The organism is Roseateles cavernae (genome assembly GCF_040187885.1).
Classification (GTDB): domain Bacteria; phylum Pseudomonadota; class Gammaproteobacteria; order Burkholderiales; family Burkholderiaceae_C; genus Roseateles_E; species Roseateles_E cavernae.
The window spans coordinates 113,684-140,645 of record NZ_JBDPLH010000009.1; the positions used below are offsets into that span (position 1 = coordinate 113,684).

17 protein-coding genes are annotated in these 26,962 nt (G+C 70.3%); 11 read left to right on the forward strand and 6 right to left on the reverse strand.

The features are described 5' to 3' along the window. Window positions 1-27: 27 nt before the first annotated feature. The 8 genes from ABGI63_RS20545 (at window position 28) to ABGI63_RS20580 (ending at window position 13,709) form a co-directional block, all read left to right on the forward strand. Window positions 28-2,775 carry a phage tail protein gene (locus tag ABGI63_RS20545; protein ID WP_349744320.1) on the forward strand — a complete coding sequence of 916 codons (2,748 nt, stop codon included), beginning with the start codon at window positions 28-30 and terminating at the stop codon, window positions 2,773-2,775. Between the two features lie 24 nt (window positions 2,776-2,799). Continuing rightward, window positions 2,800-3,144: a hypothetical protein gene (locus ABGI63_RS20550; RefSeq protein ID WP_137943386.1), complete on the forward strand. Its 345-nt coding sequence runs from the start codon at window positions 2,800-2,802 to the stop codon at window positions 3,142-3,144. A gap of 10 nt (window positions 3,145-3,154) precedes the next feature. Continuing rightward, complete coding sequence (locus ABGI63_RS20555) at window positions 3,155-3,316, forward strand: hypothetical protein (protein WP_349744321.1); 162 nt, start codon at window positions 3,155-3,157, stop codon at window positions 3,314-3,316. A gap of 6 nt (window positions 3,317-3,322) precedes the next feature. Further along, window positions 3,323-4,336 carry a hypothetical protein gene (locus ABGI63_RS20560; protein ID WP_349744322.1) on the forward strand — a complete coding sequence of 338 codons (1,014 nt, stop codon included), beginning with the start codon at window positions 3,323-3,325 and terminating at the stop codon, window positions 4,334-4,336. A gap of 9 nt (window positions 4,337-4,345) precedes the next feature. Beyond that, window positions 4,346-6,322 (forward strand): hypothetical protein, encoded by a 1,977-nt coding sequence (locus ABGI63_RS20565; protein ID WP_349744324.1) that lies wholly within the window; start codon window positions 4,346-4,348, stop codon window positions 6,320-6,322. Between the two features lie 3 nt (window positions 6,323-6,325). After that, window positions 6,326-10,717 carry a hypothetical protein gene (locus tag ABGI63_RS20570; protein ID WP_349744325.1) on the forward strand — a complete coding sequence of 1,464 codons (4,392 nt, stop codon included), beginning with the start codon at window positions 6,326-6,328 and terminating at the stop codon, window positions 10,715-10,717. A gap of 6 nt (window positions 10,718-10,723) precedes the next feature. Then, window positions 10,724-12,115 (forward strand): hypothetical protein, encoded by a 1,392-nt coding sequence (locus ABGI63_RS20575; protein ID WP_349744327.1) that lies wholly within the window; start codon window positions 10,724-10,726, stop codon window positions 12,113-12,115. Window positions 12,116-12,347: 232 nt separating this feature from the next. Further along, the gene (locus ABGI63_RS20580) at window positions 12,348-13,709 is read left to right on the forward strand and encodes a sigma-54 interaction domain-containing protein (protein ID WP_349744329.1); all 1,362 of its coding nucleotides are present in this window, start codon (window positions 12,348-12,350) and stop codon (window positions 13,707-13,709) included. A gap of 21 nt (window positions 13,710-13,730) precedes the next feature. On the opposite strand, the gene ABGI63_RS20585 is transcribed toward ABGI63_RS20580, so the two are convergent. Further along, entirely contained in the window at window positions 13,731-14,015 is a 285-nt protein-coding gene (locus ABGI63_RS20585; RefSeq protein ID WP_349744330.1) for a hypothetical protein, read from the reverse strand. 102 nt (window positions 14,016-14,117) lie between these two features. Continuing rightward, window positions 14,118-16,178, reverse strand: coding sequence for an NAD-dependent DNA ligase LigA (gene ligA, locus ABGI63_RS20590; protein WP_349744331.1), 2,061 nt, complete (start codon window positions 16,176-16,178; stop codon window positions 14,118-14,120). A gap of 94 nt (window positions 16,179-16,272) precedes the next feature. Between ligA and ABGI63_RS20595 the strand changes: the two genes are divergently transcribed. Continuing rightward, entirely contained in the window at window positions 16,273-17,478 is a 1,206-nt protein-coding gene (locus tag ABGI63_RS20595; protein ID WP_349744332.1) for a multidrug effflux MFS transporter, read from the forward strand. Here the strand turns inward: ABGI63_RS20595 and ABGI63_RS20600 are convergent, their stop codons facing one another. Continuing rightward, the gene (locus ABGI63_RS20600; RefSeq protein WP_349744333.1) at window positions 17,479-18,390 is read right to left on the reverse strand and encodes a LysR family transcriptional regulator; all 912 of its coding nucleotides are present in this window, start codon (window positions 18,388-18,390) and stop codon (window positions 17,479-17,481) included. 104 nt (window positions 18,391-18,494) lie between these two features. Here ABGI63_RS20600 and ABGI63_RS20605 point away from each other — a divergent pair, with 104 nt between their 5' ends. After that, window positions 18,495-19,265: an SDR family NAD(P)-dependent oxidoreductase gene (locus ABGI63_RS20605; protein ID WP_349744334.1), complete on the forward strand. Its 771-nt coding sequence runs from the start codon at window positions 18,495-18,497 to the stop codon at window positions 19,263-19,265. 7 nt (window positions 19,266-19,272) lie between these two features. On the opposite strand, the gene paeA is transcribed toward ABGI63_RS20605, so the two are convergent. Next, entirely contained in the window at window positions 19,273-20,598 is a 1,326-nt protein-coding gene (gene paeA, locus ABGI63_RS20610) for a polyamine export protein PaeA (RefSeq protein WP_432767446.1), read from the reverse strand. Window positions 20,599-20,765: 167 nt separating this feature from the next. Here paeA and ABGI63_RS20615 point away from each other — a divergent pair, with 167 nt between their 5' ends. Continuing rightward, window positions 20,766-22,316 carry a methyl-accepting chemotaxis protein gene (locus ABGI63_RS20615; protein WP_349744336.1) on the forward strand — a complete coding sequence of 517 codons (1,551 nt, stop codon included), beginning with the start codon at window positions 20,766-20,768 and terminating at the stop codon, window positions 22,314-22,316. Here the strand turns inward: ABGI63_RS20615 and ABGI63_RS20620 are convergent. Together ABGI63_RS20620 and smc are read right to left on the reverse strand one after the other, a co-directional pair. Beyond that, the gene (locus ABGI63_RS20620; protein WP_349744338.1) at window positions 22,309-23,382 is read right to left on the reverse strand and encodes a cell division protein FtsZ; all 1,074 of its coding nucleotides are present in this window, start codon (window positions 23,380-23,382) and stop codon (window positions 22,309-22,311) included. The two genes, ABGI63_RS20615 and ABGI63_RS20620, sit on opposite strands and share 8 nt — an antisense overlap. An 11-nt stretch (window positions 23,383-23,393) precedes the next feature. After that, window positions 23,394-26,909 carry a chromosome segregation protein SMC gene (gene smc, locus ABGI63_RS20625; RefSeq protein ID WP_349744340.1) on the reverse strand — a complete coding sequence of 1,172 codons (3,516 nt, stop codon included), beginning with the start codon at window positions 26,907-26,909 and terminating at the stop codon, window positions 23,394-23,396. Window positions 26,910-26,962 lie beyond the last annotated feature (53 nt).

The window sequence follows — 26,962 nt, forward strand, 5'->3', positions numbered from 1 at the left end:
CCTTCGGGCGGCCGGGCGGGCACTGAGATGGACATCAACGGCCTTCGCAGCTTCGGTCTCGGCTTCGAGCCTCATGGCTTGAAGCCCTGGGCCGTGCCGCAGGACGATGGCAGCGTCGCCGTGACGGTAGAGCCGGCGCCGCAGCATCGCCTCGGCGGCCTGCGCCTGGCCGGCCGTGCCAGCCCGCTGGCGTTGCAGGAGGACGCGGCCGATGTCGACGCGGTGCTGCTGCAGCCCTCGCTGGTGATCGACGCGGTCGGCAACCATCTGTGCTGGGACGGCGCGGCCCTGGTCTCGAACTCGCATCTGGCCGCCGCCCATGGGCTGGCGCCGCAGGCGCTGGCCTTGCCGCCCGAGGCCCTGCCGGTGACCGATATGACGCTGGGTGCCGACGATGTGCTGTACCTGCTTGCCAATGGGGCGCTGTGGCTGCTCGACCTGCGCGGCCGCTTTGCGCTGACCCGGCTGGCCGCGCCCGACGGGCTGCAGCCGCAGCGCCTGGCTTCGGCCGCCGAGGGCGGTGTCTGGGTGCTGGACGTCGCCCAGGGCCGGCTGGCCCATCTGCGCGGCCTGCCGCTGTTCACGCGGCCGGTTCATCTGGAGCGCAGGCAGGACGCGCGGCTGGCCGCCTGCGATGCCAATCCCGATCCGCCGCGGTGGCGGCTGCTGCCCGATGCGGTGCCGGCCGACGAGAAGGCGCTGGCCCTGGCCAGCCATCGCGAGGGCGGGCTCTTGCTGCTGAGCCTGCGGCGCGCTGGTGGGGGCGTGCGCCTGCGCCGGCTGCTGGACGACGGCCGCCTGTCGCTGCCGCTGAGCCTGGCCGGGCCGCGCTTTGCCCACACGCTCGCCTGGTTCGACGGCGAGCAGATCGCGCTGGCCACACGCGGCCAGCTGCTGGGCGCCGACGGCCGGCCGCGCGATCCCGGCGTCTGGCTCTACGCGCTGCCGGCCGCGCTGCGGCAGCGCTGGCAGCAGGCCAGCCGGGCCGGCGGGCTGAGCAGCGAGCTGCAGCGCCCGCTGCAGCCCCAGGGCGGCTACTACCCGCTGGCCGGCTGGACCGGCGGCCCTTTTGTCGCGGCGCGCCCCGGCGCCCGCCTGCACTACCCGGGCCGGGACGGACCCGTGCCGGTCGCCCGCGTGGCGGGCATCAGGCGCGCACGCTACGGCCTGGCGGCCAATAGCGAGCAGGCCCAGCTGCCCGGCGTCCGCGCCCGTGCCGCGGCCGGCCTGATCGACAGCGGCGACCCGGCCTGCGTCTGGCACCGCCTCTATCTGGAAGCCGCCGTGCCGCATGGCTGCGCGCTGCTGGTCTGGCTGGCGGCCGGCGAGCAGGGCGCGCCGGCTTTCACCGCGGGTCGTGCGGGCCAGGGGCCGCGCTGGGCGCCGCATCTGGTCGGCGAGCGCACGGCCTTGCCGGCGGCGCTGGCCGCCGCCCTGCCGGAGGACCTGCCGCGCGCCGCCTGGGTGGCCGCGCCGACCGAGCAGCCGCTGGGGCAGGGCGTGCTGTGCTGCGCGGCCGAGCCCGGCCGCACGGGGCTGTTCACGGTGCTGATCCAGCGCGCCGGCACCGCGGTGCGGGCCTTGCAGGGCGCACGGCTGTGGGTAGCGGTCGAGCTGTTCGGCGATGGCCGGGCCACGCCGGAACTGGCGGCGCTGCGCGCCTATGCCGGCCGCCTGTCCTACCGCGACCGCTATCTGCCGGCGCTCTATCACGAGCAGCTGTTCGGCAGCGATGCCGAGCAGCGCGGCCGCGCCAGCCCGGCGGATTTCCTGGAGCGCTTTCTGCTGCTGTTCGAGGGCATGTTCAGCGATATCGAGGCCCGCATCGCCGCCAGCGCGCTGCTGACCGATGCGATGGCCTGTCCGCCCGAGGCCTTGCCCTGGCTGGCCGGCTGGCTGGGCCTGGGCCTGGAGCCGGGCCTGCCGACCGAGCGCGCCCGCTGGATGCTGGCCAATGCGCCGGCGCTGGCTCGCCAGCACGGCACGCTGGCCGGCCTGCAGCGTGCGCTGGACATCGCTACCGATGGCGCGCTCACGCGCGGGCGTATCGTCGTCGTCGAGGACTTCCGGCTGCGGCGCAGCCTGGCCACGATACTGGGCGCGCGGCTGGAAGACCGCCTCGACCCCTTGACCAGCGGCCTGACGCAATCGGGCAACTCGGTGCTCGGCGACACGCTCTTCCTCGGCGACGCCCGCGTGCTGGCCGACGAAGGCTTCACCAAGACCTTTCTGGCCCTGTTTCGCGATCTGGGCAGCGAGACCGCCGCCGAGCAGGCCGAGAGCGCCGCCGCCCGGCGCGCGTTGTTCGATGCGCTGGCCTACCGGGTCACCGTGCTGGTGCACGAGGAACTGGCCAGCGACGAGCTGGGCCTGGTGCGGCGCCTGGCCGAGCAGGGTGCGCCGGCCCATGTGCAGCTGCGCGTCGTGCCGGCTACCCATCCCTTCATGGTGGGCGTGGCGGCCCTGGTCGGGGCCGACAGCTATCTGCGCAGCGCGCCGCCGTCGCGGCCGGTGCGTGCCGGCCCGGGCGCCGAGAGCTCGACGCTCGGCGGCGTGGACCGGCTGCGCGGCGAGGCCTCGCTGGACGCCCACGCCGGCGCCTTCGACGCTCTCTTGCCGCCGGTCGCATCGGCCGAGCCGCCGGTCGCGCGCATCCATCCGGCCGATTTCAGCAGCGACCCCGTCAGCGCCTTGCGTCTGGACGGCGGTGCCTCGAGCGCGGCCGACGGTTACTTCATCGCCAGCTACGACTGGCTGCATCGCCCACCTCTGTGAATCCACCCCCCGAAGGAGTCCACCATGGCCAAGTTCGTTCCCGGCACCGACACCAGCATCAAGTCCGATGAGCCCCTGCTTGATGTTGCCGCCTCGGCCAACACACCGCTGAAGCCGGGCAAGCATGTGTTCCAGCTGGTGGTCACCGACGACAGCGGCAACGCCTCGGCACCGGCCAATATCACCATCATCATCGTCGACAGCGCCCGGCCGACCGCCGTCATCGACATGCTGGACGCCACCGGCGGCCGCGTACCCGACCCCGAGGTCAAGGTGCCGTTCGGCCAGGCCTTCCGTCTCAGCGGCGACCGCTCCAGCGATGTCGGCGGCGCGGTCAAGGTCTGGAACTGGACCCTGGTGCGCGGTTGAGGGCCTGGCGATGGAAACGCTCAAGCTCGATGCCCCGCTGAGCACCCGGGAGCCCGAGGTGCTGCTCGATCCCCGCTTGCCGGTCGGGGCATATATCGTGCGCCTGGTCATCGAAGGGCCCAGCGGCAAGAGCGCGCCGGCCACGCTGCTGCTGCACGTGCAAAGAGGGTAGACAACCATGGCAATCGCTGACCCTGGCCTGCTCAAGGAGCAGGTGGACGATCTGGTGGCCGAGGCGCTGGCGCCGCGCGGCGTGCCCGAGCGCGTGCACTACGCAAACGGCGTGCTGCTGGGCGCCGAGGACTTCGCGGCCGAGCAGCTCTATCTGCGTGGCCGCAGCGGCCGGGCACTGGCCGCGCTCTACGGCCACGGCACGCTGGCCGGCCTGCGCGTGGGCTGCAGCGCGCTGGACAACCCCGAGCTGGAGCTGCAGGTGGCGCCCGGCCTGGCGCTGGACCGGCTGGGCCGGCTGATCGAGATCCGGCGCAAGCAGTGCATCCATATCGCGCGCTGGCTGGCCGAGCGCGAGGCCATCGCGGAGACGACCGAGGCCGCGCTAGAGCGGGCTGCCGTGATCGCTGCGGTGCGCGCCGGGGCGACGGGGCCGGTGCTGGTCTTCGATGTGTGGCTGCGTTTCGCGATCTGTCCGCATGGCAAGACCCCGGCCTTCGCCGCCGGCCCCTTCAATGCCAGTGACTATGTGGTGCCGGCCCGGCTGGCCGATGCCTTCGAGCTGAGCCTGCGCCTGGCCCATGTGATCGGCGGCGAGCTGGCCCGGCCCGAGCCGCGCTCGGTCAAGCTGGAGGCGATGCTGGCCGATCTGAACAGCCTTGTCGACCCAACCGAGCTGGAGGCCCGGCGGCGGGCCTGGTGCGTCGCGAGCGCACTGGACGCCTGGCCGCAGCCCTCGGTACTCGATCCGCAGCGCCTGCCGCGGCTGCGCGAGCAGGCCGGCGAGGCCGACTGGGACCAGCTGTTGCTGGCGCGGGTGACGGTGCCGGTGCGCCAGGCCGAGGCGGGCGCCTTTCCGCAGCCCGATACCGAGGCGATCGCCGCGATCGCCGCCGCGCCCGAGCCGCCACCCGAGCAGCGCTGGGCCGAGCCGGCCTGGCGCGAGCTGGCCGACAACAGCCTGCGCCCTTTGGTCTTCAATCCCTATTCATGGCGCGGCCGCCTTGCGGCCGAGCTCTAGGAGCCCCTGATGAACAGCCCCGCCGAACTGACCCTGCTGACCGTGCGTGATGCCCAGGACCAGGCGCGGCTGCGAACCCAGCTCGATGCCGGCGCCATTCTGGTCGACAGCGCCCGGCGCCGGCCCTTTTATTTCGATGGCCGCTTCCTCAGCGCCGATGACCTGACGGCCGATCAGAACTACATCCGCGCCCGCCAGTCCGACCTGGCCCAGGCCATAGGGGCCGGTGTGGTCCGCGGCCTGATGGTGGGCCTGGGCCGGCAGGCCGCGTCCCAGCAGCCGACCCTGCTGCTGGAGCCCGGCATCGGCCTGACGCCGGGTGGCGATATCGTCACGGTCGGCGCCCGGCAGGAGCTGGCGATCAGTGCGCTGGCCGGCCAAGCCGAGCTCGATGCGCAGCTGGGCATCAAGCAGCTGCCCGGCGCCGGCGCGAGCAATCGCAGCGGCCTGTTCGTGCTGGCGCTGCGGCCCATCGAGTTCAGCGCCAACCCGACCACCGCCTACCCGACCAGCCTGGACGGCCAGCGCCTGGTGCGCGACGGCGACATCGTCGAGGCCACCGCCGTCACGCTGATTCCCTATCCGGACCGTGCCGGCGTCGAGAATGCGGCGGCCAGGCGCGCGCGGGTGGCGCGCGAGATCTTCTTCGAAGGCCAGCGCCCCGGCGCACTGCAGGACGCCTTGCCGCTGGCGATGCTGTGCCTGGAGGGCGGGGCGCTGCGCTGGCTGGATGTCTTCATGGTCAGGCGCGAGGTCGGCGCCGAGTCGACTTTGGCGGCCGGCTTGGCACCGCGCCCGCGCGCGCTGCTGGAGGCCTGGCTCAAGCAGCACCAGGACCAGCTCGACGACATCGCCACGCCCGAGATCCAGGCCGGCTTCGCGGCGGCCCGGCAGTTCGAGGTGCTGCCGCCGGTCGGCCCGCTGCCGGCTGCCTGCCTGCGCTTCGAGACCCAGCTGGGCCAGCTGACCCTGCTGCAGTCCTACTTCCCGCCGCTGGTCGATTGTGAGTTCGCCTTCATCCCGGCCGACGAGCTGGCGACCCTGGTGCAGGAGGCGCTGGCCCTGCCGCCCATCGATCTGCGCGCAGCCGACGAGGACCTCGACCACCTCTCGGTGCTGATCGTCGCGCCGGTGACGCGCCAGCAGCTGGAGCAGCACAAGCGCAGCCTGCAAAGCCTGAGCCGGCCGGTCAAATCGGCCTCGGCCGGCCTGATCGCCAAGCGCTCGCCGCTGGAAGCCCTGCTGCAGATCGGCCGGGGCGATGGGTCCGGCCTGCTGGCGCCCGCGCCCGTCGACGCGGCCAAGGCCTGGCAGCGCGCCATCGAGGCTTGCCGCAGCGAGCTCGCCGCCAGCGATGGCCGGCCGATGTTCTGGTACCTGCGCCGCCGCCAGCTGCCCTACAGCAGCGAGCTGTCCAGCGCGACCTTGCGCCTGGCCGGCGATGCCGCCAGCATCGATGTCGAGCTCGACCTGCGCCTGCGTGCCGACAGAGTGCTGGAGCGCTTTGCCAGCATCAACAGCAAGATGCCGCTGCTGGCCCGTGCCGAGCTCGGCAATCTGCTGGCCGCGCCGCGGCTGGCGGTCTCCGAGGGTGTCGCCAACAAGCAGCTGCTGACCTCGGACCTGTTGCGCCGCAGCGCCTTCACGGCGGTGTCGGCACGCGCCGAGCTGCGCGCCAAGAACGAGGAGGCGCTGCGCCACGATGATGTGCTGGAGATCGCCCGCCAGTTCGGCGATCCGCGCCTGGGCGAGGGCTTTGATGCGCTGGCCCAGGCGGCCGATCCCGAGACGCGCGACAGCCTGCGCAGCCCGGCCCTGGTGCAGGCGGTGGCCGACAGCGGCGTCGCCCCGGCGCTGGACCGCGCCGCACGCGCGCTGCCGCCGCTCAAGCAGGCCGAGTTCGCGGCCCGGCTGCGCGAGGCCGCGCTGTCCGATGACGCCGTCCAACGCCTGGCCCAGCTGGCCGGCGAGATCGCCAGGGGCTGAATCATGAAACTGCTGCGCGGGATCTCCAAGCCTTTTGCCGGTGAACATGTGCTGGCCAGCCTGCCGCCGCTGGGCCCTTATGCCAGGGCCGGCGCGGGCGAAGCGCCGCTGCGCAAGCGCCTGAACTTCTTTGCCCAGCGTGCATTGACCCATGGCGCGCTGAGCGAGGAGCAGCGCGGCCGGGCCGCCGCGGCCGAACGACTGGCCCAGGCGGTGGCGCCGGGCGTGGTGCGCGGGCTGGAGCTGAGCCTGGAGGGGCGGGAGACGTTGCTCCTGCTGCCCGGCCAGGCCATCGCGGCGGATGGCCGCGATCTGGCGCTGGCCTATCCGCTGCGGGTGCGCGCCGACGCGATCAAGGTCTTGTCGCCGCGCGTCGAGGCCGCCCTGAGCGTCGGTGGTTCGCGCGGCGGCCTGCAGTCGCAGGCCAGTCTGGCCCAGGTGCTGGCCGAGCTGGGCGGCGCCGGCTTCCTGCCCCATGCGATGGTGCTGATCGCCCAGCCGCTGAGCATCGCACTCGATCGCAGCGAGGCCTCGGACAGCCCCTGTCCGAATGCGCTGGATCAGCTCGGCGACAGCCATGCCGCCTGGGAGGACGGTTTTCAGCTGGCCTGGGTGCCCTGGCCCGAGACGCTGAGCCTGCCGCCCTGGAGCGCCGACGGCTTGACGCCCGATCCGCGCTTTCGCAACCGCCTGGCGTATGCGGTCTTCAATGCCGAGCGCGAGCGCCTGTCGCCCAGCGGCTCGCGCTCGCTGCGTGCCTGGACCGAGCGCGCGGCGCTTGATGCACCCGATCTGCTGCCGGCCCAGCCCTGGCCCTGGGAGCGGCTCGGGGTGCCGCTGTCCATCGTCGCCTTCGATGCGGACTTCAGGCCGCTGTTTGCCGACCGCGCCAGCGTCGTGCGCCAGGGCGGCGGGCGGCGCAATCGCAGCAGCCTGGTGAGCGGCTCGGGCGACGATGTGCTGTGGCAGGCGCGGGTCGCGCAGCTGCTGGAGCAACTGGCCGAGCTGCCGGCCGCGCAGCGCCGGGCCGAGGTGCTGCAGCAGCAGTTCGACTGGCTGCCGCCGGCCGGCGTGCTGCCGCTGGAGCTGGTCGATCTGGTGGCCGGGCGCCAGCGCTTCTTCCCGCCGCAATTCGAGCTGCGGGCCGAGCCGGTGCCGCTGGACATGGTCGATGCGCTGATTGCCGAGTCGGCCTCGATGATGCCCTTCAATCTCTCGCTGCGTGACCAGGTTCAGCTGCTGGTGCCGGTGCCAGCGCGCTTCTTCGACGCCGACCTGCTAAAGCTCGACGAGCGCGTCCACCCGCTGTTCGATCTGGAGATCCAGCGCCTGACGGCCGAGCGCCTGAGCCTGCTGACGCGCCGCGACGGCCTGCGCCGGCGCTATGACCTGCTGACCCAGGCGATTGCCGGCGAGCTGCCGGCCTATCCTCAGGATGATTTGAATGCCTTGCCCGACGAGAGCGGCGCGCTGGATGCGCAGGCCTTCAAGCGCCTGCATGTCTCGCGCGTGGCGGCCGGCGGCGCCGAGATGCACCAGTTCAGCGGCGCCCATCTGAAGCTGGACCTGCAGGCCAGCGATGCGCTGATCGTCTTCGTGCGCCTGCTCGGCAGTCCCGCCGGCATCGCGCTGCGACCGCTGATCAGCGGCGATGCGCTGGAGAACCCGCCGGCGACCAGGCCGCTGAGCTGGGGCCAGGTGCCGGCCGAGGCCCAGGGCGAGCGCATCGGCGAGCTGCCGACTGCCGGCGTCTGGACCCGCCTGAGCGTGCCGGTTGCGCGCGCCGGCCTGGCCGGACAGCGCATCGACGGCCTGGCCTTCGCGCTGTTCGGCGGCGACGCGGCGGCCGAGCTGCACTGGGGCTATGCCGGCAAGCTGGGCCAGGGCCTGGAGACCTTCTGGCTCAGCGATGCGCTGCCGCCCGGCGCGACGCCGGCCGGCACCTGGTCATGGCTGACCCAGGGCGAGGCCGTCGATGCGGCGCTGGACCTGGCCTGGGGGCTGCCGATCGCCGAGACCCGCAGGCTCAGCGAGCTCGACCGGCTGCTGGCCGACTGGCGCGGCCTGCGCGGCGGCGTGCTGACGGTGGAGCTGGGCGAGCCGACCGGCAGCCCGCGCAAGGCGACAACGCCGCCGCGCACGGTGGACGGCGGGCTTGACGAGCTGATCCAGCGCCTGGAGGGCCGCATCAAGGCGGCCGGCGACCATGTCGACTTCGGCTTCCTGCGCTCGCGCATCGACATCTTCCGGATGCGCCAGAGCCTGCTGGGTGTCGACGATGCCGGCCGCTTCCTGACCTCGCCGGCGGCGGCCGAGCTGGTCAAGCGCAATGAGAACCCGGTCGCGACCGAGAAGGAGTTCGCCGACTATTTCAAGCGCCTGAACGACAAGGCGAGCAACCCGCCGGACTTCAAGGAACAGCGTGGCGTGGCGCCGGCCGGGCTGGATGTCGCGGCTGCCCCGGCCGCACTGAGCTCTCAGGCCCTGACGGACGGCGGACGCGCCGCCGCCGGCAGTGCGATCAACCGGCTGGCGCTGGACCGCCTGCCGAGCCGCATCGTGCCCATCGACAGCGGCGCCAAGCCCAGCGGCACGATCAAGCTGGGCAGCGCGCTGGGCAAGCAGAGTCTGGCGACGACGGCGACCGCCCGGCCGGCCCAGCTCAGCGTCGAGGTGCCGCCGGCGATCAAGGATGTGGTGGGCGCCAGCCTGATCGGCGCCACCTACAACACCGTGACGGTGGCCGAGCGCTTCACCTTGCCGGCCTCGGTGGTGTCCAGCAACACGGCGGCCAAGGGCAAGAACGACTTTGTGCAGGCCGGGCTGGCGGGCCTGCAGGCCAGCGGCCTGGCGGTGGCCGATCTGCCGGTCTATGGCTATCGCAAAGGGGAGGGCGAGGCCGGCAAGAAGGTCACGGCGGCCGAGCTGCTGGCCGGCGGCGTCAGCGATATCGACGCGGTCGAGGTCGGCAGCGATCTGCACGAGGCGGTCTATTTCCGCCGCGGTGTCGACGCGATCGACAACACGATACGCTTTCTGCGTGGCATCGAGCTGCGCGCCGAGGACTACCGCCGGCTGCAGTCCGACGCCAAGGCAGCACGCGAGCGCATGCTGGGCGTCTCGGCCGAGATCCAGAAGCGGCTGGCCGCGCTGGCGCTGAACCTGGCCGAGGTGCGGCACGATCTGTCGGTCGCGCGTGCGCTGCGCAGCGAGGAGCAGGCGCGCATCGCCGCGCTGATCGCGCGGCGCAAGGCGGTGCTGGCCGAGCAGGTGCCCTATCTGGTGTTCCGCCGGCCGCGCCTGGCCGCGACGCGGGTCGATGTGCCGGTGCTGGCGGCCCAGGCGGCCGAGTTCGAGGATCCGGTGCCGCGCTGCCGTGGCGAGGCCCATCGGGCGCCGCCCGAGCTGCTGGCGATGGTCGACAGCCTGCGCGAGGTACCGGTGCGCTGGCTGCGCCCGCTCGCGCAGAGTCTGCTGAAGCTCGACCGTGTCGATGATCTGCAGCGCCTGCTAGCCACCGCCCAGCAGCGCCTGCTGACGGGTCGCGAGGTCGGTGCTGCGCTGCGTGGCAAGAGCGAGGATTCGCTGACCGGTCGCCTGCTGCAGAGCGCCTTCGAGCGCCAGGACGAGCGCCTGCTGAAGAGCCGTGAGCAGGCCGTCGAGCAGCTGGTCCGCTTCGAGCCCGGCAGCAGCTGGCAGCAAGCGATCGCGCCGCTGCAGCAGATTGCCAGCGTTGCCGATCTGCTGCTGACGCCGGCTGCGCCGCGCGCCGTGACCTTGGCGGCGCTGGGTCTGCTGGACGATATCGCCGGCGTCGGCGCCTGTCTGCATGCGGGCTTTTGCACGGTGCCGGCGCTGCTGCGGCTGCGCTGGGCCGAGCTGATGTCGCAGCTCGACGAGGCCGCCTCGCTGCGCCAGCTCAGCGTGCTGCCCGGCTTCGGTAGCGCCGGCCTGGAGCACGCCGACTGGCGCCGGCTGCAGACCCTGGTGGACTGGCTGTTCGCCCAGGTCAGCGCCGAGGACCTGGCCCAGCAGGCGATCAACGATCTGGTGCGGGTCTGCCTGCTGCTGGCCGCCCACGCGCCGGTCAAGCGCATCCTGGCCGCGCGCATCAAGCGGGCGGTGCCGGCGCGTGTCGACGCCCGCTTCGAACTGGAGGTCGATGCGCAGCTGACCCGCATCGGCATGCAGGTGTTGGTGCAGGCCCCCGGCGACCCGCGCCTGCTGGCGCGCGCGGTGATCGAGGACCTGGCCGACGGTCTGGCCAGTGCGCGCGTCACCCATGTCGAGCCGGGCCCGGCCCTGAGCCTGGACGCCAGCCTGCGGGTGCAACTGCAGACCGGGCCGGCACTGACCACGACGAGCCGTCAGCTGGCCGAGGCCAGGCGGCGCTGACCGGCCATGGACGGCGCGCTGCCTTTGCCGCCGGCCGCACGCCTGGTGCGCCGGGCTCGGCTGGCGCCGGCCCGCGCCGGCGGCGGGCCGGCGCTGCGTTGGGCGCTGGAGGATGCGCTGCGCACGGCCGAGTTTCATGACTGCGGCCGGCTGCTGTTGGTGCGGCGCCTGCGTCTGCACGGCCTGCCGCCGCAGGCCAGCCCGGCGCAGCTGGCCCGCGCGCTGGAACAGGCCTGGCGCGAGCTGGCGGCCCAGGCCCTGCCGGCCAGCCACCCGCAAGCCGGCGCGGCGCCGGCGGTGTTCTTTAACTCGCGTTTCGACGCGCGCCTGGCCTGGCTGCGGCGCCTGGCCGACTGTGGCGGCGCGCCGGGCCAGGCCGCTGGCGCCGCGGGCGAGTGGTACTGGCGGGCCGCCTTGCCCGAGCTGGCGGCGCTGCCCGCAACTGCTGCGGCGAGCAGCGCGCCGGTCCTGCGGGTCTTGCTGCAAGAGCAGGAGGCCGCGCTGGTGCAAGCGCTGCGCCGCTGGACGGACGCGGCCCTGCTGCGCCTGGATTCGCAGCTGCCGCCGGCGCTGGCCGAGCGCTTGCTGAGCGCTGTCGACCGTGCGCAGACAGCAGCGGCGGATCGCATCGAGACGCAGGACGGCAGCGCCAGGCTCGGGCCCATGATGGTGCCAGCGAGCAGCAGGTGCTGGCCGCCGTGGCTGCAGCGCTTGCGTCAGCCCGGGCCTGGCACGCTGTGCTCGGCGAGCGACAGGGCCGGCGGCATCGCGGCGCCCTTGTCTGCGCAAGAACGCGAGGCTCAGCGTCCCGAGCCACCGGCCATGAAGACAGACGGCACGACGCCGAGGCGGCTCTCCACACCACCTCTTCATCCTGCGCCCACAGCGCCCGACGCCCGCAGGCGCCAGGGCGCCGGCTTGCCCTGGCTGGCCGAGGCCTCGTTCAGCGCCCGGGGGGGCCTGCTGCTGTTGTTGAACCTGCTGCAGACCCTGGGCTATGAGCGGCAGGCGCGAGCGGTGCCGGGCTGTGTCGATGCGCTGTTTCTGAGCCTGCTAGGTGCTTGCGAGCCGGATGGGCAGAGGGATGCACAGCGGGCGCTGTTCGAAGCGTGTCATGCCGGCAGCCACCCGCAGTTGACCCGGCTCTGGACCCTGCGCCTGCGCCGCGCGCTGCGCGGCCATGCGCGAATGGACCTGGCCGAGCTGCTGCAGCGGCCGGCCTGGGTGGGCACCAGCCCCACCCATATCGATGTGGTCTATGCGCTGGACAGCGTCGATCTGCGGCTGCGCCGACTTGGTCTGGACAGCGACCCCGGCTGGCTGCCCTGGTTCGGCCGCATCGTCGCCTTTCATTTCCTCGGTACCGAGCTGCTGCCGCCGGAGCCCGGCCATGGGTAGGGCGGCGGTGCCGTCTGGGCACGGATCTCTGCGCGAGCCTCTGCGGCTGGCCTTGGCCGCCCTCGTTTCTGCAGAGCGAGCTCTCCAAGATGGCACCGGGGCGGCTGCACATCACCTGGCTGGTGCTGGGCTGACATTGCCGGTCTAGGGGGATCGCACCCCTATGCTGCGGGATAGAGCATCCGCCTATCCGGACTACATTGGGCCGCAGCAAGAACCAAGGGGGACTGCCTTGCGCATCGAGCTGATCACGGCGGAGTCGGCCCGGCCCGGCGCCGCGATGCTGCAGCGGCGGCTGCGCCAGGCCTTGCTGGAGGGCGACGAGTGCGTGATGGCGCAGCCGGACGGCGCCGACGCGAGTGGCTCGGATCTGATGGTGCTGCTGGTGGACAGCGAGAGCTTCTCCGCCTGCGGTCGAGCCTGTGCCCGGGTGCGGCGCCAGTCACCGGGCTGCGCGGTGCTGGCGGTTGGCGAGGCCGGTGTGCATGAACGGCTCGAAACCCTGCTGTCGGCCGGGGCCACCGATCTGCTGTTCCTGCCGGTCAGCGATGCCGAGTTGCGCGCACGGGTGCGCCATATGTTGGGCCGCACGCTGCGCGGCGCCATCGGCGAGATCGCCGCGGTGCGGCCCGACCCGCGGCTCAAGCATATGGTGGGTGGCAGCCCGGCCTTCACCGAGCTGCTGAACAAGCTGCCGACCCTGGCGGGCTGCGATGCCGGCGTGCTGATACTCGGCGAGACCGGCACCGGCAAGGAGGTGTTTGCCCAGGCCTTGCACTATCTGTCGCCGCGAGCCGCCAAGCCCTGGGTGCCGATCAACTGCGGCGCGATTCCGACCGAGCTGATCGAGAGCGAGCTGTTCGGCCACGCGCGCGGCGCCTACACGACGGCCCACGCGGCGCGCGCCGGCCTGGTCGAGGAGGCCGCCGGTGGCAGCTTGTTTCTCGACGATGTCGACTGCCTGCCGCTGGCCGCCCAGACCAAACTGCTGCGCCTGCTGCAGGAGCGCGAGTACCGGCCGGTGGGCTCCAACAGCCTGCGCCATGCCGATATCCGCATCATCGCCGCCAGCAATCGTGATCTGGCCCAGCAGGCGCGCCAGGGCCTGTTCCGGCAGGATCTCTACTACCGGCTCAATGTGCTGTCGCTGAGTCTGGCGCCGCTGCGCGAGCGGCGGCCGGATGTGGTGCTGCTGGCCCAGCATTTCCTACAGCACTATGCGCGGCGCCAGCAGCGCAGCCTGCCGCAGCTGACGCCGCAGGCGCTCAGCAAGCTGCTGCAGTACGACTGGCCCGGCAATGTGCGCGAGCTCCAGCATGTGATCGAACGCGCGGTGCTGCTCGGCGGGCCGCAGCTGCTGGCCGAGGATCTGGACATCGATGCCCAGCCTTTGCCTGAGCTGCAGGCGAATTTCCAGGGCGCCAAGGCCCGCATGGTCGAGCGCTTCGAGCGCGATTACATCGAACGCCTGCTGCTGCATTGCCAGGGCAATATCACCCAGGCTGCGCGGCACGCCGGCAAGCACCGGCGCGCGTTCTTCGAGTTGATACGCAAGCACGGCATCGATATGGATCCGTTTCGCAAGCCACGCTGAAGAGCAGGGCAGGCCGGCGACTCAGGACTGTTTTTTGTCCTGCCCGACGAGCTTGGCCCAACGCAGCAGTTCCGCGTCATCCGCGAGCAGCGCACGCGTCGCAGCCGCGCCAGGGTGTTTGCGGATCTTCTGCAGCACGGTGTCCTCGTCCAGGCTGGCGATATAGGCGCCGATCTGCTGCTCGGACGGAATGAAGCCCTTGTTGGCCAGGCTGTAGCTGTGGGTCATGATGGCCTCGATGACGCCGGCCATCTGCTTGTCGATGAATCGTTGGTCGGGATTCGGTACGGGATAGTTACTGCTCATGGCCGGCATTGTGACCCGGCCCGCAGCCGCCAGCCGGGCGAATACGGTTGCCAAAAGTTTCTGGGCTGTAGATATGTGAGTTTACATAATATACATTGTCGCCTATTCAGGTGCCTCGACAGCCAGCAAAGCCAGCAGGCCTGCCTCGTCCAGCACCGCCACACCGAGCTCGCGGGCCTTGTCGAGTTTCGATCCGGCTTCCTCGCCGGCGATCACGTAATGGGTCTTCTTGGACACCGAGCCGCTGACCTTGCCGCCGGCGGCTTCGATCATGTCCTTGGCGGCGTCGCGGCTCAGCGTAGGCAAGGTGCCGGTCAGTACCAGGGTCTTGCCTAGCAGCGGCCGCGGGCCCTGGTCGGCGAAGGCGCCTTCGCCCTCGGCCCAGTGCACGCCGGCGGCGCGCAGCTGCTCGACCACCTCGCGGTTGTGCGGCTGCTGGAAAAAGGTGTGGATGCTTTGCGCGACGATGGGCCCGACATCGCGCACCTCCAGCAATTCCTCCGGCTTGGCGTCCATCAACCGGTCTATCGAGCCGAAATGCCGGGCCAGGTCCTTGGCCGTGGTCTCGCCGACCTGGCGTATGCCCAGCGCAAAGAGAAACCGCGCCAGCGTCGTGCTCTTGCTTTTCTCCAGCGCATCGACGAGGTTCTGCGCGCTCTTGTCGGCCATGCGCTCCAGCGCCGCCAGCTTGGCCACGCCCAGCTTGTACAGCCCCGGCAGGCTCAGCACCAGGCCGGCGTCGACCAGTTGATCGACCAGCTTGTCGCCCAGGCCCTCGATGTCCATCGCGCGGCGGCCGGCGAAATGCAGCATGGCCTGCTTGCGCTGGGCCGGACAGAACAGGCCGCCGCTGCAGCGGTGATCGATGCCGCCGCGCTCGCGCTGCACCGCGCTGCCGCAGATCGGGCAGGCCTTGGGCATGCGGAAATTGGGCACATAGGTCGCACGCAGCGCATCGACCTTGCCGACGATCTCCGGAATCACATCGCCGGCGCGCCGCACGATGACCTGGTCGCCGATGCGCACGCCCTTGCGGCGCAGCTCGAAGAGGTTGTGCAGGGTCGCATTGCTGACCGTCGTGCCGCCGACGAAGACCGGCTCCAGCTTGGCGACCGGCGTCAGCTTGCCGGTGCGGCCGACCTGGATGTCGATCGCATTGAGCCGCGTCACCTGCTCCTGGGCCGGGTATTTGTGGGCCACGGCCCAGCGCGGTTCGCGGGTCTTGAAGCCCAGTTGACGTTGCAGCGCCAGGCTGTTGACCTTGTAGACGATGCCGTCGATATCAAACGGCAGCCGGTCGCGCTTGGCCCCCATGGCCTGGTGGAACTCGACCAGGCCTTGAGCGCCCTGCACCACCGCACGATCGGCGCAGACCGGCAGGCCGAAGGCCTGCAGCGCGTCCAGCATCGCGCTGTGCGTGGCCGGCAGCTCCCAGCCCTGCACCTCGCCCAGGCCGTAGGCGAAAAAGCTCAGCGGCCGCTGCTTGGCCAGCGCCGGATCAAGCTGGCGCACCGCGCCGGCCGCGGTATTGCGCGGGTTGACAAAGGTTTTCTCGTTGGCGGCGCGCTGGCGCTCGTTGAGGGCCTCGAAATCATCGCGCCGCATATAGACCTCGCCGCGCACCTCGATCACCGGCGCACTCACGCCCCTGAGCCGCAAGGGGATCTGGCCGATGGTCCGGATGTTCTGCGTGACGTCCTCGCCGGTCTCGCCGTTGCCGCGGGTGGCCGCCTGGGTCAGCACGCCCTGCTCGTAGCGCAGATTGATGGCCAGGCCGTCGAACTTCAGCTCGGCGGCGTACTCGATGGCCGGAGCGTCCTCGGCCAGGCCCAGCTCGCGGCGCACCCGGCCGTCGAAGTTCATGGCGCCCGTCGGTTCGGTATCGGTCTCGGTCTGGATGCTCAGCATGGGTACGGCATGGCGCACCGGCGTGAAACCGGCCAGCACCTTGCCGATCACGCGCTGGGTCGGCGAATCGGGGCTCAGCAGCTCGGGATGGGTGGCCTCCAGCGCTTGCAGCTCCTGGAACAGCTTGTCGTACTCGGCATCGGGCAGGACCGGTGCATCGAGCACGTAGTACAGATGGGCGTGGTGGTTCAGGGTCGTGCGCAGCTCGGCGGCGCGCTGCGCATCGGAAGAAATATCGTCGATTCGGGAGCTCATGGCCCGGATTGTGGCCGAGCCGGCTGGGCGCTCCGCGCAGCGTGCGCGACCTGCAGGCCTAGGGTTTCTGCTAGGCCCGGCGACAATAGGCCCGATGATGAATTCGCGCTTTTTCAAGATTGCCCTGGTGCTGGGCCTGCTGTCGGCCATCGGGCCCTTTGCGATCGATATGTATCTGCCGGCCCTGCCGGCCATCGGCCAGAGTCTCGGCGCCGAGATCGGCGGCGTGCAGATGAGCCTGACGGCCTTCTTCATCACCCTGGGCCTGGGCCAGCTGCTGTACGGCCCGGTGTCCGATATGGTGGGACGCAAGCCGCCGCTGTATTTCGGCCTGGGTCTGTTTGCCGCCGCCAGCGTCGGCTGCGCGCTGGCCACCGATATCGAGACCCTGGTCGTGCTGCGCGCCCTGCAAGGGCTGGGAGCGGCGGCCGGCATGGCGGTGCCACGCGCGGTCGTGCGCGATCTGCACACCGGCACCGACGCGGCGCGGCTGATGTCGCTCTTGATGCTGGTATTCAGCGTCTCGCCGATTCTGGCGCCGCTGGCGGGCAGCGCGGTGATCGCGCTGACGGGCTGGCGCGGTGTGTTCTGGGCGGTGACGCTCGCGGCGCTGGCCGGCCTGGCGATGATTGCCAGCTTTCTGCAGGAGACGCGGCCGGCCGAGGAGCGGGTCGAGAGCAGCCTGGGCAGCGCCTGGCGGGCCTATGCCCTGCTGCTGCGCGACGGCCACTTCATGGGCCTGAGCCTGATCGGCAGCTTCGCGATGGGCGGCTTCTTCATCTATCTGGCCAACTCGCCGTTCGTGATGATCGATCACTACGGCCTGTCGCCGACCCTGTACAGCCTGGCCTTCTCGCTGAACGCGATCTCCTTCATTGGTGCCTCACAGCTGACCGGCAGCCTCGGCGAGCGTTACGGCCTGGCCCAGGTGGTGCGGGTGGCGGCGCCGGCGGCCACCGCCGTGATGCTGCTGATGCTGGCCTACTACCTGGCCGGCGGTGACCGCCTGCCGGTGCTGATCGTGCTCTACCTGATCTCCAGTGCCTTCATGGGCCTGGTGATCCCGACCACCTCGGTGCTGGCGCTGGAGGCGCATGGCGCGATCGCCGGCACCGCCTCGGCCCTGCTGGGCACGCTGCAGATGCTGACCGGCGCGGTGATGATGGGGCTGGCGGGCCTGTTCACCGATGGCCGGCCGCTGCCCATGGTGATAGGCATGACCGCCGGGCCGCTGATCGCGCTGGTGCTGACCTGGGGCACCCTGGGCCTGCGCCCTGCCCGGCCCTGCCCGGCCGCCTGATCACTGAGCGGCTTGCAGATGGGGGCCGAGAACCTCGACCAGCCAGTCCATCACGACCCGTACCCGAGTCGACAGATGGCGCCGGTTCGCATAGACCAGGTTCAGCGGCATCGGCGGCGCCGGATAGTCGGGCATCACCTCGACCAGGCGGCCGCTGGCCAGCAGCTCCGTCATCACCAGGGCCGGCACCTGGATCAGGCCCAGGCCGGCCAGGCAGGCGGCCTGGTAGGCGTCGGCATTGTTGACGGTCACCGCGCCGGCCATCGCCAGCTGGTGCTCCCGGCCGTCCTGCAGATACTCGAAGCCGCTCGACTTGGCGCCCAAGGTGTTGACGTAGTGCACCAGCCGGTGGCCGGCCAGATCGGCCGGCGTCCGCGGCAGGCCATGGGCCTGTAGATAGGCCGGGCTGGCGCAGCTGACCATGCGCAGCAGACCCAGCGGCCGTGCGACCAGGCTGTTGTCCAGCACCGCGCCGACCCGCAGCACGCAGTCAAAACCCTCGCGCACCAGATCGACCCGGCGCTCGGTGCTGCTGAACTCGATCTCCAGCCGCGGATGCCGCGCCAGCAGCTCGGGCAGGCGCGGGATCACCAGGTCGCGTGCCATGCCCGTCGTCATGTCCAGCCTTACCCGCCCGCTCAGGCCGGTGGCACCCTGCAGCTGGAACATCGATTCCAGTTCCTCCACATCGGCCAGCACATCCTTGCTGCGCTCGTAGAAGGCCTGGCCGTCCTGGCTCAGTTGCACGCGCCGCGTGGTGCGGTGCAGCAGGCGCACGCCCAGCTGGGCTTCCAGCTGCTGGACCGCGGTCGAGGCCGTGGCCTTGGGCAGGCCCAGGCTTTCGGCGGCCTGGGTGAAGCTGGCCAGCTCGGCCACGCGATGGAAGATCTGCATCCGTTCGATAGGGCTCATTGTTCAATTATTAGCGAACAGATAAATCAATCAGCCCAGATTTATCGGTTGCATCTCCGTCAATAGACTGCTGCTCATCCCTTCCACCTCTGACGGAGAACCCCATGAACCAGCAGTCCACCACCCCCATCGCACTGATCACCGGCGGCAGCCGCGGCCTCGGCAAGAGCGCCGCCCTGCATCTGGCCGTCCAGGGCAGCGACATCATCCTGACTTACCGCAGCCAGCGCGCCGAGGCCGAGGCCACCGTGGCGGCCATCCAGGCGCTGGGCCGCCGCGCGGTGGCGCTGCCGCTGGACGTCGGCAACAGCGCCAGCTTCGCCGGCTTCGCGGCCCAGGTCAGGCAGGTGCTGGCCGAGGTCTGGCAGCGCGATCGCTTCGATCATCTGGTCAACAACGCCGGCGTCGGCGTCCACGCCGGCCTGCTGGACACGAGCGAGGCCCAGTTCGATGAGCTGGTCAATGTGCACTTCAAGGGCGTGTTCTTCCTGACCCAGGCGCTGCTGCCGCTGCTCAATGACGGCGGCCGCATCGTCAACATCTCCAGCGGACTGACCCGCTTCGCCCTGCCCGGCTATGCGGCCTATGCCGCAATGAAGGGGGCCATCGAGGTCTTGAGCCGCTATATGGCCAAGGAGTTGGGGGCGCGCGGCATCGCCGTCAATGTGGTGGCGCCGGGCGCCATCGAAACCGATTTCGGCGGCGGCGCGGTGCGCGACAACGCCGAGCTGAACCGCTTCATCGCCGCGCAGACGGCGCTGGGTCGGGTCGGTCTGCCCGACGATATCGGCGGCGTGATCGCCTCCCTGCTGGCGCCGGCGAATCGCTGGGTCAATGCCCAGCGCATCGAGGCTTCCGGCGGCATGTTCCTCTGAACCAGGCTCAGGCGTCGCCCTCGGGCTCGCTGGCCGCCACCCGGGCGATCATCACCTGGTCGACCCGGTGGCTGTCCACATCGACCACCTCGAAGCGCCAGCCCTCCCAAACCACCTGGTCGGTGCGCTTCGGGATGCGGCGCAGCATCACCATCAGAAAGCCGGCCAGCGTGTCGTACTGGCCGGAGTGCGGCAGCGTCTCCAGCCCCAGCGCGCGCTGCACATCGGGGATGGGCGTGATGCCGTCGGCCAGGAAGCTGCCGTCCTCGCGGCGCACGATCTGCTCCTCGTCATGGCTGGCCACCAGGCTGCCCATCACCGTGCTCATCACATCGTTCAGCGTGATCACGCCGACCACCAGGCTGTACTCGTTGACGATCACGGCGAAGTCTTCCAGCGCCTGGCGGAACTGGGTCAGCACCTCGGACAGGGTCAGCCGGTCCGGCACGATCAGCACCTTCTTGACCAGGCCGACACAGGTGCGCAGGCTGATCGGCTCGTCGCGCAGCACACGCTGGAACAGGTCGGTGGCGTCGACATAGCCGACCACCTGATCGATCTCGCCGTCGCAGACCAGATAGGTCGAGTGCGGGTCGTCGGCGATGCGGGTGCGTATCAGCGCGTCGTCGTCGTCCAGCGAGAAGAACACGATGCGTTCACGCGTCGTCATCGCGCTCTCGACCCGGCGGGTGTCGAGCTCGAAGATGTTCTCGATCGCCTGCTGCTCGGCATCGGCCACCACGCCGGCCTGGTTGCCGGCCTCGGTCATCGCCAGGATGTCGTGATGGGTGATGGTGTTGTCGCGCTGCACCGGCCGGCCCGACAGGCGCAGCAGGCCCTCGGTGATCAGGCTGAAGATCCAGGCCAGCGGCTTCAGCAGGGTCACCAGCCCCAGCATCGGGCCGATCAGGGCCAAGGCGATGCGCTCGGGCTCATTCATCGACCAGCGCTTGGGCACCAGATCGGCCAGCACGATGAAGAGCGTCGTGATCGTGATGAAGGACAGCGCGAAGCCCAGGGTCTCGGCCCGCTCGGGCGCGACCAGATAGCCCAGCGCGGCCTGGAAATGCGGCGTGAATGCGCCCTCGCCGACGATGCCACCCAGGATGGCCACGGTGTTGACGCCGATCTGCACGACGGTGAAATAGTGGCCCGGATGCTCCTGCACGGCCAGCACCCGCGCGGCCCGCGCGTCGCCCTCCTCGGCCAGCTGCTGCAGCTTCAGGCGGCGCGAGGCCGCCAGCGACAGCTCGGCCATCGAGAAAAAGGCGCTGGCCGCAATCAAGGCGGCGATCAACAGCAGGCTGGTGCTCAACAAAGATTTCCCCCGCATCCGGGCATGAACAGACCTCAGTGTAGCGGTGCGGCAGACCGCCTCGGCGGCCAGGCAAGGCCTGGCCCTTGGCCCAATAAATAGCCCCATCGAGCCAGGCCCTGTGTTAATTTCTGCGCCTTGCCGAGTGTTTCTTTGAGGCGCCTGACGGTGCCAAGAGGGGCGATATGCAGCTATCGAATATGCGCGTGGGTTTGCGCTTGGGTCTGGGCTTCGGGCTCCTGCTCGCGCTGATGCTGGCGATGGGGATTTACGCGGTCAACCGGGTCAACCGGGTGCAGGCCAATGTCACCGATCTGGCCGGCAACTGGCTGCCCAGCACCCAGCAGCTGGCCGGGCTCAACGAGGCACTCAACCAGGTGCGACGGGCCGAGCTGCAGATGCTCTTGGGCGGCGGCGAGAAGGCCCTGCAGGAAGAGACTGCGCGGCTGAACAAGCAATGGGAGCTGGTGCCCCAGCTGCTGACCAGCTACGAGGCCAGCGTCGGCAGCGCGGCCGAGCGCCAGCTCTTCAAGGAGTTCTCCGACATTGTCGGCGCCTACAAGAACTCGCAGCCCCGGTTGATCGAGCTGCTGCGTGCCGGCAAGCAGGAGGAGGCCCTCAGTTATCTGCGCGGCGACTCGCGCAAGGTGTTTCGCGCCACCACCGAGGCCATCGCCAAGCTGATCGTGCTGAACGATCAGGGCGGCGCCCAGGCCCACCAGGACGCCAAGGCCAGCCATGAGGCCGTGCTGTGGGGCATCTGGCTGATGGTCGCGCTGGCCCTGGCCTTCGGCAGCGCGGTGGCCTGGCTCCTGACGCGCTCGCTGACCCAGCCGCTGGGCTATGCGGCGGCCAGCGCGGACCGCATCGCCGGCGGCGATCTGAGTGTGCGTCTGCAGTCGGAGCGGCATGACGAGCTGGGCGACCTGCTGCGCTCGCTGGCACGCATGCAGGAGGCGCTCAATCTGTCGATGGGCACGGTCAAGCACAGCGCCGACAGCATCGCCACGGCCAGCCAGGAGGTCTCGACCGGCAGTCTGGACCTGTCCTCGCGCACCGAGCAGGCCGCCTCCAGCCTGGAGCAGACCTCGGCGGCGATGCAGCAGGTCACCGACACCGTGCGACATAGCGCCGCCTCGGCGCGCGAGGCCAGCCAGCTGGCGGTCTCAGCCTCCGGCGTGGCGCGCCAGGGCGGCGATGTGGTGTCCCGGGTGGTCAGCACGATGGACGGCATCCAGCAGTCCTCGCGCAAGATTGCCGACATCATCGGTGTGATCGATGGCATCGCCTTTCAGACCAATATCCTGGCGCTGAATGCGGCGGTCGAGGCGGCCCGTGCGGGTGAGCAAGGCCGCGGCTTCGCCGTGGTGGCGGCCGAGGTGCGCACCCTGGCCCAGCGTAGCGCCCAGGCGGCCAAGGAGATCAAGACCCTGATCGGCAACTCGGTCGAGCAGGTCGAAGCCGGCTCGCGCCTGGTGGCTGATGCCGGCGGCACGATGCGCGAGGTCGTCACGGCGGTGGGCCGGGTCAGCGACATCATCGGCGAGATCGCCACCGCCGTTCAGCAGCAGACCCAGAGCCTCAGCGAGGTCAACACGGCCATCGGCCAGCTCGACGGCATGACGCAGCAGAACGCCGCCCTGGTCGAAGAGTCGGCTGCGGCCTCGGAGTCGCTGCGCGAACAGGCCGCGCGGCTGGCCGAGGTGGTGGCGCGCTTCCGACTGGCGGCTAGCTGAACAGGCGCCGCGCGGCCAGTGAGCCTGCCGCCAGATCGCGCGAGGCCAGGGCCTTGTAGAGGGTGGACAGCTCCTCGCCGATCGCGGCGAAGGCATGCAGATTCAAGACCTGACCCCGGTCGTCGCAGATATCGGCCTCGATGTCGCGCGACAGGCCGCGGGCGGCCTCCTGCCAGGCGGCGAAGGGCTCCAGGCCCTCGGGTGTCTGCGGCACATCCAGCGCCAGGGTCAGCTCGCGCAGCGAGCTCTGCTGCGGATCGTCGGCCAAGGCGGCCTGCGATTCGAAGCTCAGCACCAGCAGCGGCGGCGCGCCGCGCTCGGCGGCCGACATCACCAGCCGGCCGGGCATCGCGCCGGGCACGAAGCCATGGCGCTGCGCCATCTGCTGCACAAAGCCCAGGGTCCAGGCGGCGTTGCGGGCGCGCAGCACGATGGCCAGTTGCGCGTCGTGCTCGCTGGCGAACTGGTCCAACTCGCGGGCCCGGCCGACCACGTCCAGCATGTCGGGGAACTGCACGAAGGCGCCCAGACCGTCGGCAAAGGCCTGCAGCTTCTGCACGAACTCGGAATACTCGATCTCGTTGAGCGCACCGCTGCGGTTGGCCATCTGCACACCGGCCTGGAACTCGCCATAGCGCTGGCCCGGCGCCGGCAGCTCCCAGTCGCCGGTCTCGGCGTTCAGGCCTTCGATATGAAAAGGCTTGGTGCCGGCGCGGCGGCTGGGCGGCAGATGCGACAGCGCCATCTCGCCGCTGACCGGGGCTTCGAGCGTGACGGCGGCGATCGCGTCGATCAAGGCGTCGATGCGGGCCGAGGGCTTGCGCGGCTGACGCGCGACGGCGGGCACCGTCTCGTCCAGCGACGCATTCGGCTCGAACGCATCGCTCAGGCCGGAGCGGATCTCGTCAAGACCGGGTTCCTGGCGCACGGCGCCGCCGTCTGCCATCACCGGCTCGTTCTGCCGGTCCACGGTCGGCAGTGCGCGCCGCGGGCCGGCCTTGCGGGCAGTCCAGGCGCCGTGGGCAATGATGGCGGCCAGGATCAGACCGCCAAGGATGGCAAGCATCGTGGTTAAAGTCATAGTGCTTCCGCCATCGACAAGGCCTTGTCCATGTCCACCGCGACGATGCGCGAAACGCCCTGCTCCTGCATCGTCACCCCAATCAGTTGTTCAGCCATTTCCATTGCAATCTTGTTGTGCGAGATGAAGAGGAACTGGGTTCCGCTGCTCATCTGGGCCACCAGCTTGGCGTAGCGTTCGGTATTGGCATCGTCCAGCGGCGCATCGACCTCGTCGAGCAGGCAGAACGGTGCCGGGTTGAGCTGGAAGATCGCGAACACCAGCGCGATCGCGGTCAGTGCCTTCTCGCCGCCCGACAGCAGGTGGATGGTCGAGTTCTTCTTGCCCGGCGGCTGCGCCATCACCTGGATGCCGGCGTCGAGAATCTCGTCGCCGGTCATCACCAGCTTGGCCTGGCCGCCACCGAACAGCACCGGGAACATGCGGCCGAAATGCTCGTTGACCTGCGCAAAGGTCGCGCCGAGCAGATCACGGGTTTCCAGATCGATCTTGTGGATCGCGTCTTCCAGGGTCTTCATCGCCGACATCAGGTCGGCGTTCTGCGCATCGAGGAAGGTCTTGCGCTCGCGCGCCGCCGTCAGCTCGTCCAGCGCGGCCAGATTGACCGCGCCCAGCGCCGCGATATCGCGGTTGATGCGGTCGATCTCGCCTTGCAGGCCGTAGAGCTTGACCTGGCCTGCCTCGATGCTCGCGGCCAGCGCCTCCAGATCAACGGCCGCGGCGAGCAGCTGCTCCATATACTGCGCGCCGCCCAGCGCTGCGGCCTGCTCTTCGAGCTGCAGCTTGGTCAGGCGCTCGCGCAGCGGGTCCAGGCTGCGCTCGAATTCCAGACGCTGCTCGTCGGCGCGCTTCAGGCGCAGGGTCAGGTCGTCGTAGCCGCTGCGCACCGCGGCCAGTTCCTTCTCGCGCTCCAGCTTGATCGCCAGCGCGTCCTGCAGACCGGCCTGGGCGGCCGCATCGTTGAGCGTGTCCAGCTCGCCCTGCAAGGTGGCGGCCGACTGGGTGTTGACGAGCACCTGCTGCTGCGCGGTTTCGATGCTGCGCTGCAGCTCGCCACGGCGCGAGGCCAGGGTGCGGGCGCTGAACTGGGCCTCCTGGGCACGGCGCTCCAGGCCGCGCAGCTGCTCGCGCGCCTCGGCGAGCTTGCGCTCCGCGGTGATCACCGCGTCGTCGAGCTCGGCATGGCGCTCCTGCGTGCTCGCCAGCTGCATATCCAGCTCCTCGAAGCGGGCTTCGCCGGTGATGCGGCGCTCCTGCAGCTCCTCGGACTGGGCGTCGATCTCGAACAGCTCGTCTTCCAGCTGGCTGCGGCGGCTGCTGGCGGCCTCCGCCTGCTGGCTCAGGCGCAGCAGCTCGACATGCAGCTGGTGGGCGCGGGCCTGGGTCTCGCTGGCTTCGCGGCGCAGCCCCAGCAGGCGCTGCGAGGCCTCGGTATAGCCGGCCTCGGCACGCACCAGCTGGCTCTTCGATTCCTCGGCGATCAGCTGCTGGGCGCGCAGCTCCAGCACCAGATGCTCGATCTCCTGGGCCCGGGCCAGCATGCCGGCCTGTTCGGAGTCGGGCGCGTAGAAGCTGACCGCGAACTGGCTGACCGCATGGCCGGCGGCCGTCATGATGACCTCGCCGTGGGTCAGCTTGTCGCGCTTGGCCAGGGCCTCGTCCAGCGAGTCGGCGATGTAGACGCCTTCGAGCCAGTCGTTCAGCAGCGCTTTCAGCCCCGCATCATCGAGCCGCAGCAGGTCGCTGAGCCGCGCCAGGGTTTCATGTGTGTTGGCGATGCTGGCGGTGGGCGGCGAATAAAAAGCCAGCCGGGCCGGCGGCGCATCGGCCGCGAAGGCGCGCACCATCTCCAGCCGTCCCACCGAGAGCGCGCCCAGGCGCTCGCGCAGCGCCGCTTCGAGCGCGTTTTCCCAGCCGGTCTTGATGTGCAGCCGGGTCCACAGCCCTTGCAGACCGTCCAGCCCATGCCGGGCCAGCCAGGGCTTGAGCTTGCCCTCGGTCTGAACTTTTTCCTGCAGCGCGCGCAAGGCATCGAGCCGGGCCGACAGATCGGACTGGCGCGACTGCTGGGCATTCGCATCGGCCTGGGCCTTGCTGCGCATCTCGTCGAGCTGGGGGACCTGCTCCTGCAACTCGTGCAGGCGGGCGTCGGCCAGGTCACGCGCTTCGTCGGCGGCCTCGCTCTGACGCTTGAGTTCGGCCAGACGCTCGGCATCGGGGGCTACCAGGCCCTGGCGCTCGGTGGCCAGGCGCTCGCGGCGGCCACGCAACTGGCGCGACTGCTCGTCGATGCTGCGGCTCTCGGCCGCCAGCACCTGGATCTGCTGCTGCACCTGGACCACGGCCGTGCGCTGCTCATTGGCCTTGGCCTGGGCCGCGCGCACCGCGTCCTCGGCGTTCGGCAGATGGGCGCCCTGCTCCTCGGCCTGGGCGGCCAGGATCTCGCTTTGCTCCTCGGCCGTGGCGATCTGCTCGGCAATGGTCTCGAGCTCTGCCTCAGCCTGCTCGGAGCGTTCCTGCCACTGCTGGTTCTGCGCCTGCAGTTCGGCCAGGCGCGACTCGACGCGCGTGCGTCCCTCGACCACATAGCGGATGCGCTCCTCCAGCCGGCTGACCTCCAGCTGAGCCTCGGCCATGCGCCCCTGCGAGGCATGCAGCTCATCGCCGGCCGCGTAATGGGCCTGGCGCACCGTCTCCAGCTCGGCCTCGACCTGGCGCAGCTCGGCCACGCGCGACTCCAGCGCGTTGACCGCTTCCAGATGCTCGGTCTTGACGCGGGCCTGCTCGCCGGTGGCGTCGCGGTGCTTCAGGAACCAGAGCTGGTGCAGCTTCAGCGTGCCGCTGTCCTGCAGGCCGCGATAGCTGGCGGCGACCTCGGCCTGCTTCTCCAGCTTGTCGAGGTTGTTGTTGAGCTCGCGCAGGATGTCGTCGACCCGGGTCAGGTTCTCGCGCGTGTCCTTGAGCCGGTTCTCGGTTTCGCGACGGCGCTCCTTGTACTTGGAGACGCCGGCGGCTTCCTCCAGGAACATGCGCATCTCTTCGGGCTTGCTCTCGATGATGCGGGAGATCGTGCCCTGGCCGATGATGGCGTAGGCGCGTGGCCCTAAGCCGGTGCCGAGGAACACGTCCTGCACATCGCGGCGGCGCACCGGCTGGTTGTTGATGAAGTAGCTGCTGGTGCCGTCGCGGGTCAGCACGCGCTTGACGGCGATCTCCGCGAACTGGTTCCACTGCCCGCCGGCGCGCGCATCCTCGTTGCTGAAGACCAGTTCGACGCTGGCGCGGCTGGCGGGCTTGCGGTTGCCCGAGCCGTTGAAGATCACGTCCTGCATCGACTCGCCGCGCAGCTCGCTGGCCTTGCTCTCGCCCAGCACCCAGCGCACCGCATCCATGATGTTGGACTTGCCGCAGCCGTTCGGTCCGACCACACCCACCAGCTGGCCGGGCAACTGGAAGACGGTCGGCTCTGCGAAGGACTTGAAGCCCGAGAGCTTGATCGAATTCAGGCGCATGGATGCGGGGCTAAACCATTGATTTATTTACAGAAAAGCCCCTTCATCGGGGC

Excerpts from the sequence above, each read along its gene's own strand:
- ABGI63_RS20545 (WP_349744320.1), top strand. The coding sequence starts at position 28 with ATGGACATCAACGGCCTTCGCAGCTTCGGTCTCGGCTTCGAGCCTCAT.
- ABGI63_RS20550 (WP_137943386.1), top strand. The coding sequence starts at position 2,800 with ATGGCCAAGTTCGTTCCCGGCACCGACACCAGCATCAAGTCCGATGAG.
- ABGI63_RS20555 (WP_349744321.1), top strand. The coding sequence starts at position 3,155 with ATGGAAACGCTCAAGCTCGATGCCCCGCTGAGCACCCGGGAGCCCGAG.
- ABGI63_RS20560 (WP_349744322.1), top strand. The coding sequence starts at position 3,323 with ATGGCAATCGCTGACCCTGGCCTGCTCAAGGAGCAGGTGGACGATCTG.
- ABGI63_RS20565 (WP_349744324.1), top strand. The coding sequence starts at position 4,346 with ATGAACAGCCCCGCCGAACTGACCCTGCTGACCGTGCGTGATGCCCAG.
- ABGI63_RS20570 (WP_349744325.1), top strand. The coding sequence starts at position 6,326 with ATGAAACTGCTGCGCGGGATCTCCAAGCCTTTTGCCGGTGAACATGTG.
- ABGI63_RS20575 (WP_349744327.1), top strand. The coding sequence starts at position 10,724 with ATGGACGGCGCGCTGCCTTTGCCGCCGGCCGCACGCCTGGTGCGCCGG.
- ABGI63_RS20585 (WP_349744330.1), bottom strand. The coding sequence starts at position 14,015 with ATGAGCAGTAACTATCCCGTACCGAATCCCGACCAACGATTCATCGAC.
- ligA (WP_349744331.1), bottom strand. The coding sequence starts at position 16,178 with ATGAGCTCCCGAATCGACGATATTTCTTCCGATGCGCAGCGCGCCGCC.
- ABGI63_RS20595 (WP_349744332.1), top strand. The coding sequence starts at position 16,273 with ATGATGAATTCGCGCTTTTTCAAGATTGCCCTGGTGCTGGGCCTGCTG.
- ABGI63_RS20600 (WP_349744333.1), bottom strand. The coding sequence starts at position 18,390 with ATGAGCCCTATCGAACGGATGCAGATCTTCCATCGCGTGGCCGAGCTG.
- ABGI63_RS20605 (WP_349744334.1), top strand. The coding sequence starts at position 18,495 with ATGAACCAGCAGTCCACCACCCCCATCGCACTGATCACCGGCGGCAGC.
- paeA (WP_432767446.1), bottom strand. The coding sequence starts at position 20,598 with ATGCGGGGGAAATCTTTGTTGAGCACCAGCCTGCTGTTGATCGCCGCC.
- ABGI63_RS20615 (WP_349744336.1), top strand. The coding sequence starts at position 20,766 with ATGCAGCTATCGAATATGCGCGTGGGTTTGCGCTTGGGTCTGGGCTTC.
- ABGI63_RS20620 (WP_349744338.1), bottom strand. The coding sequence starts at position 23,382 with ATGCTTGCCATCCTTGGCGGTCTGATCCTGGCCGCCATCATTGCCCAC.
- smc (WP_349744340.1), bottom strand. The coding sequence starts at position 26,909 with ATGCGCCTGAATTCGATCAAGCTCTCGGGCTTCAAGTCCTTCGCAGAG.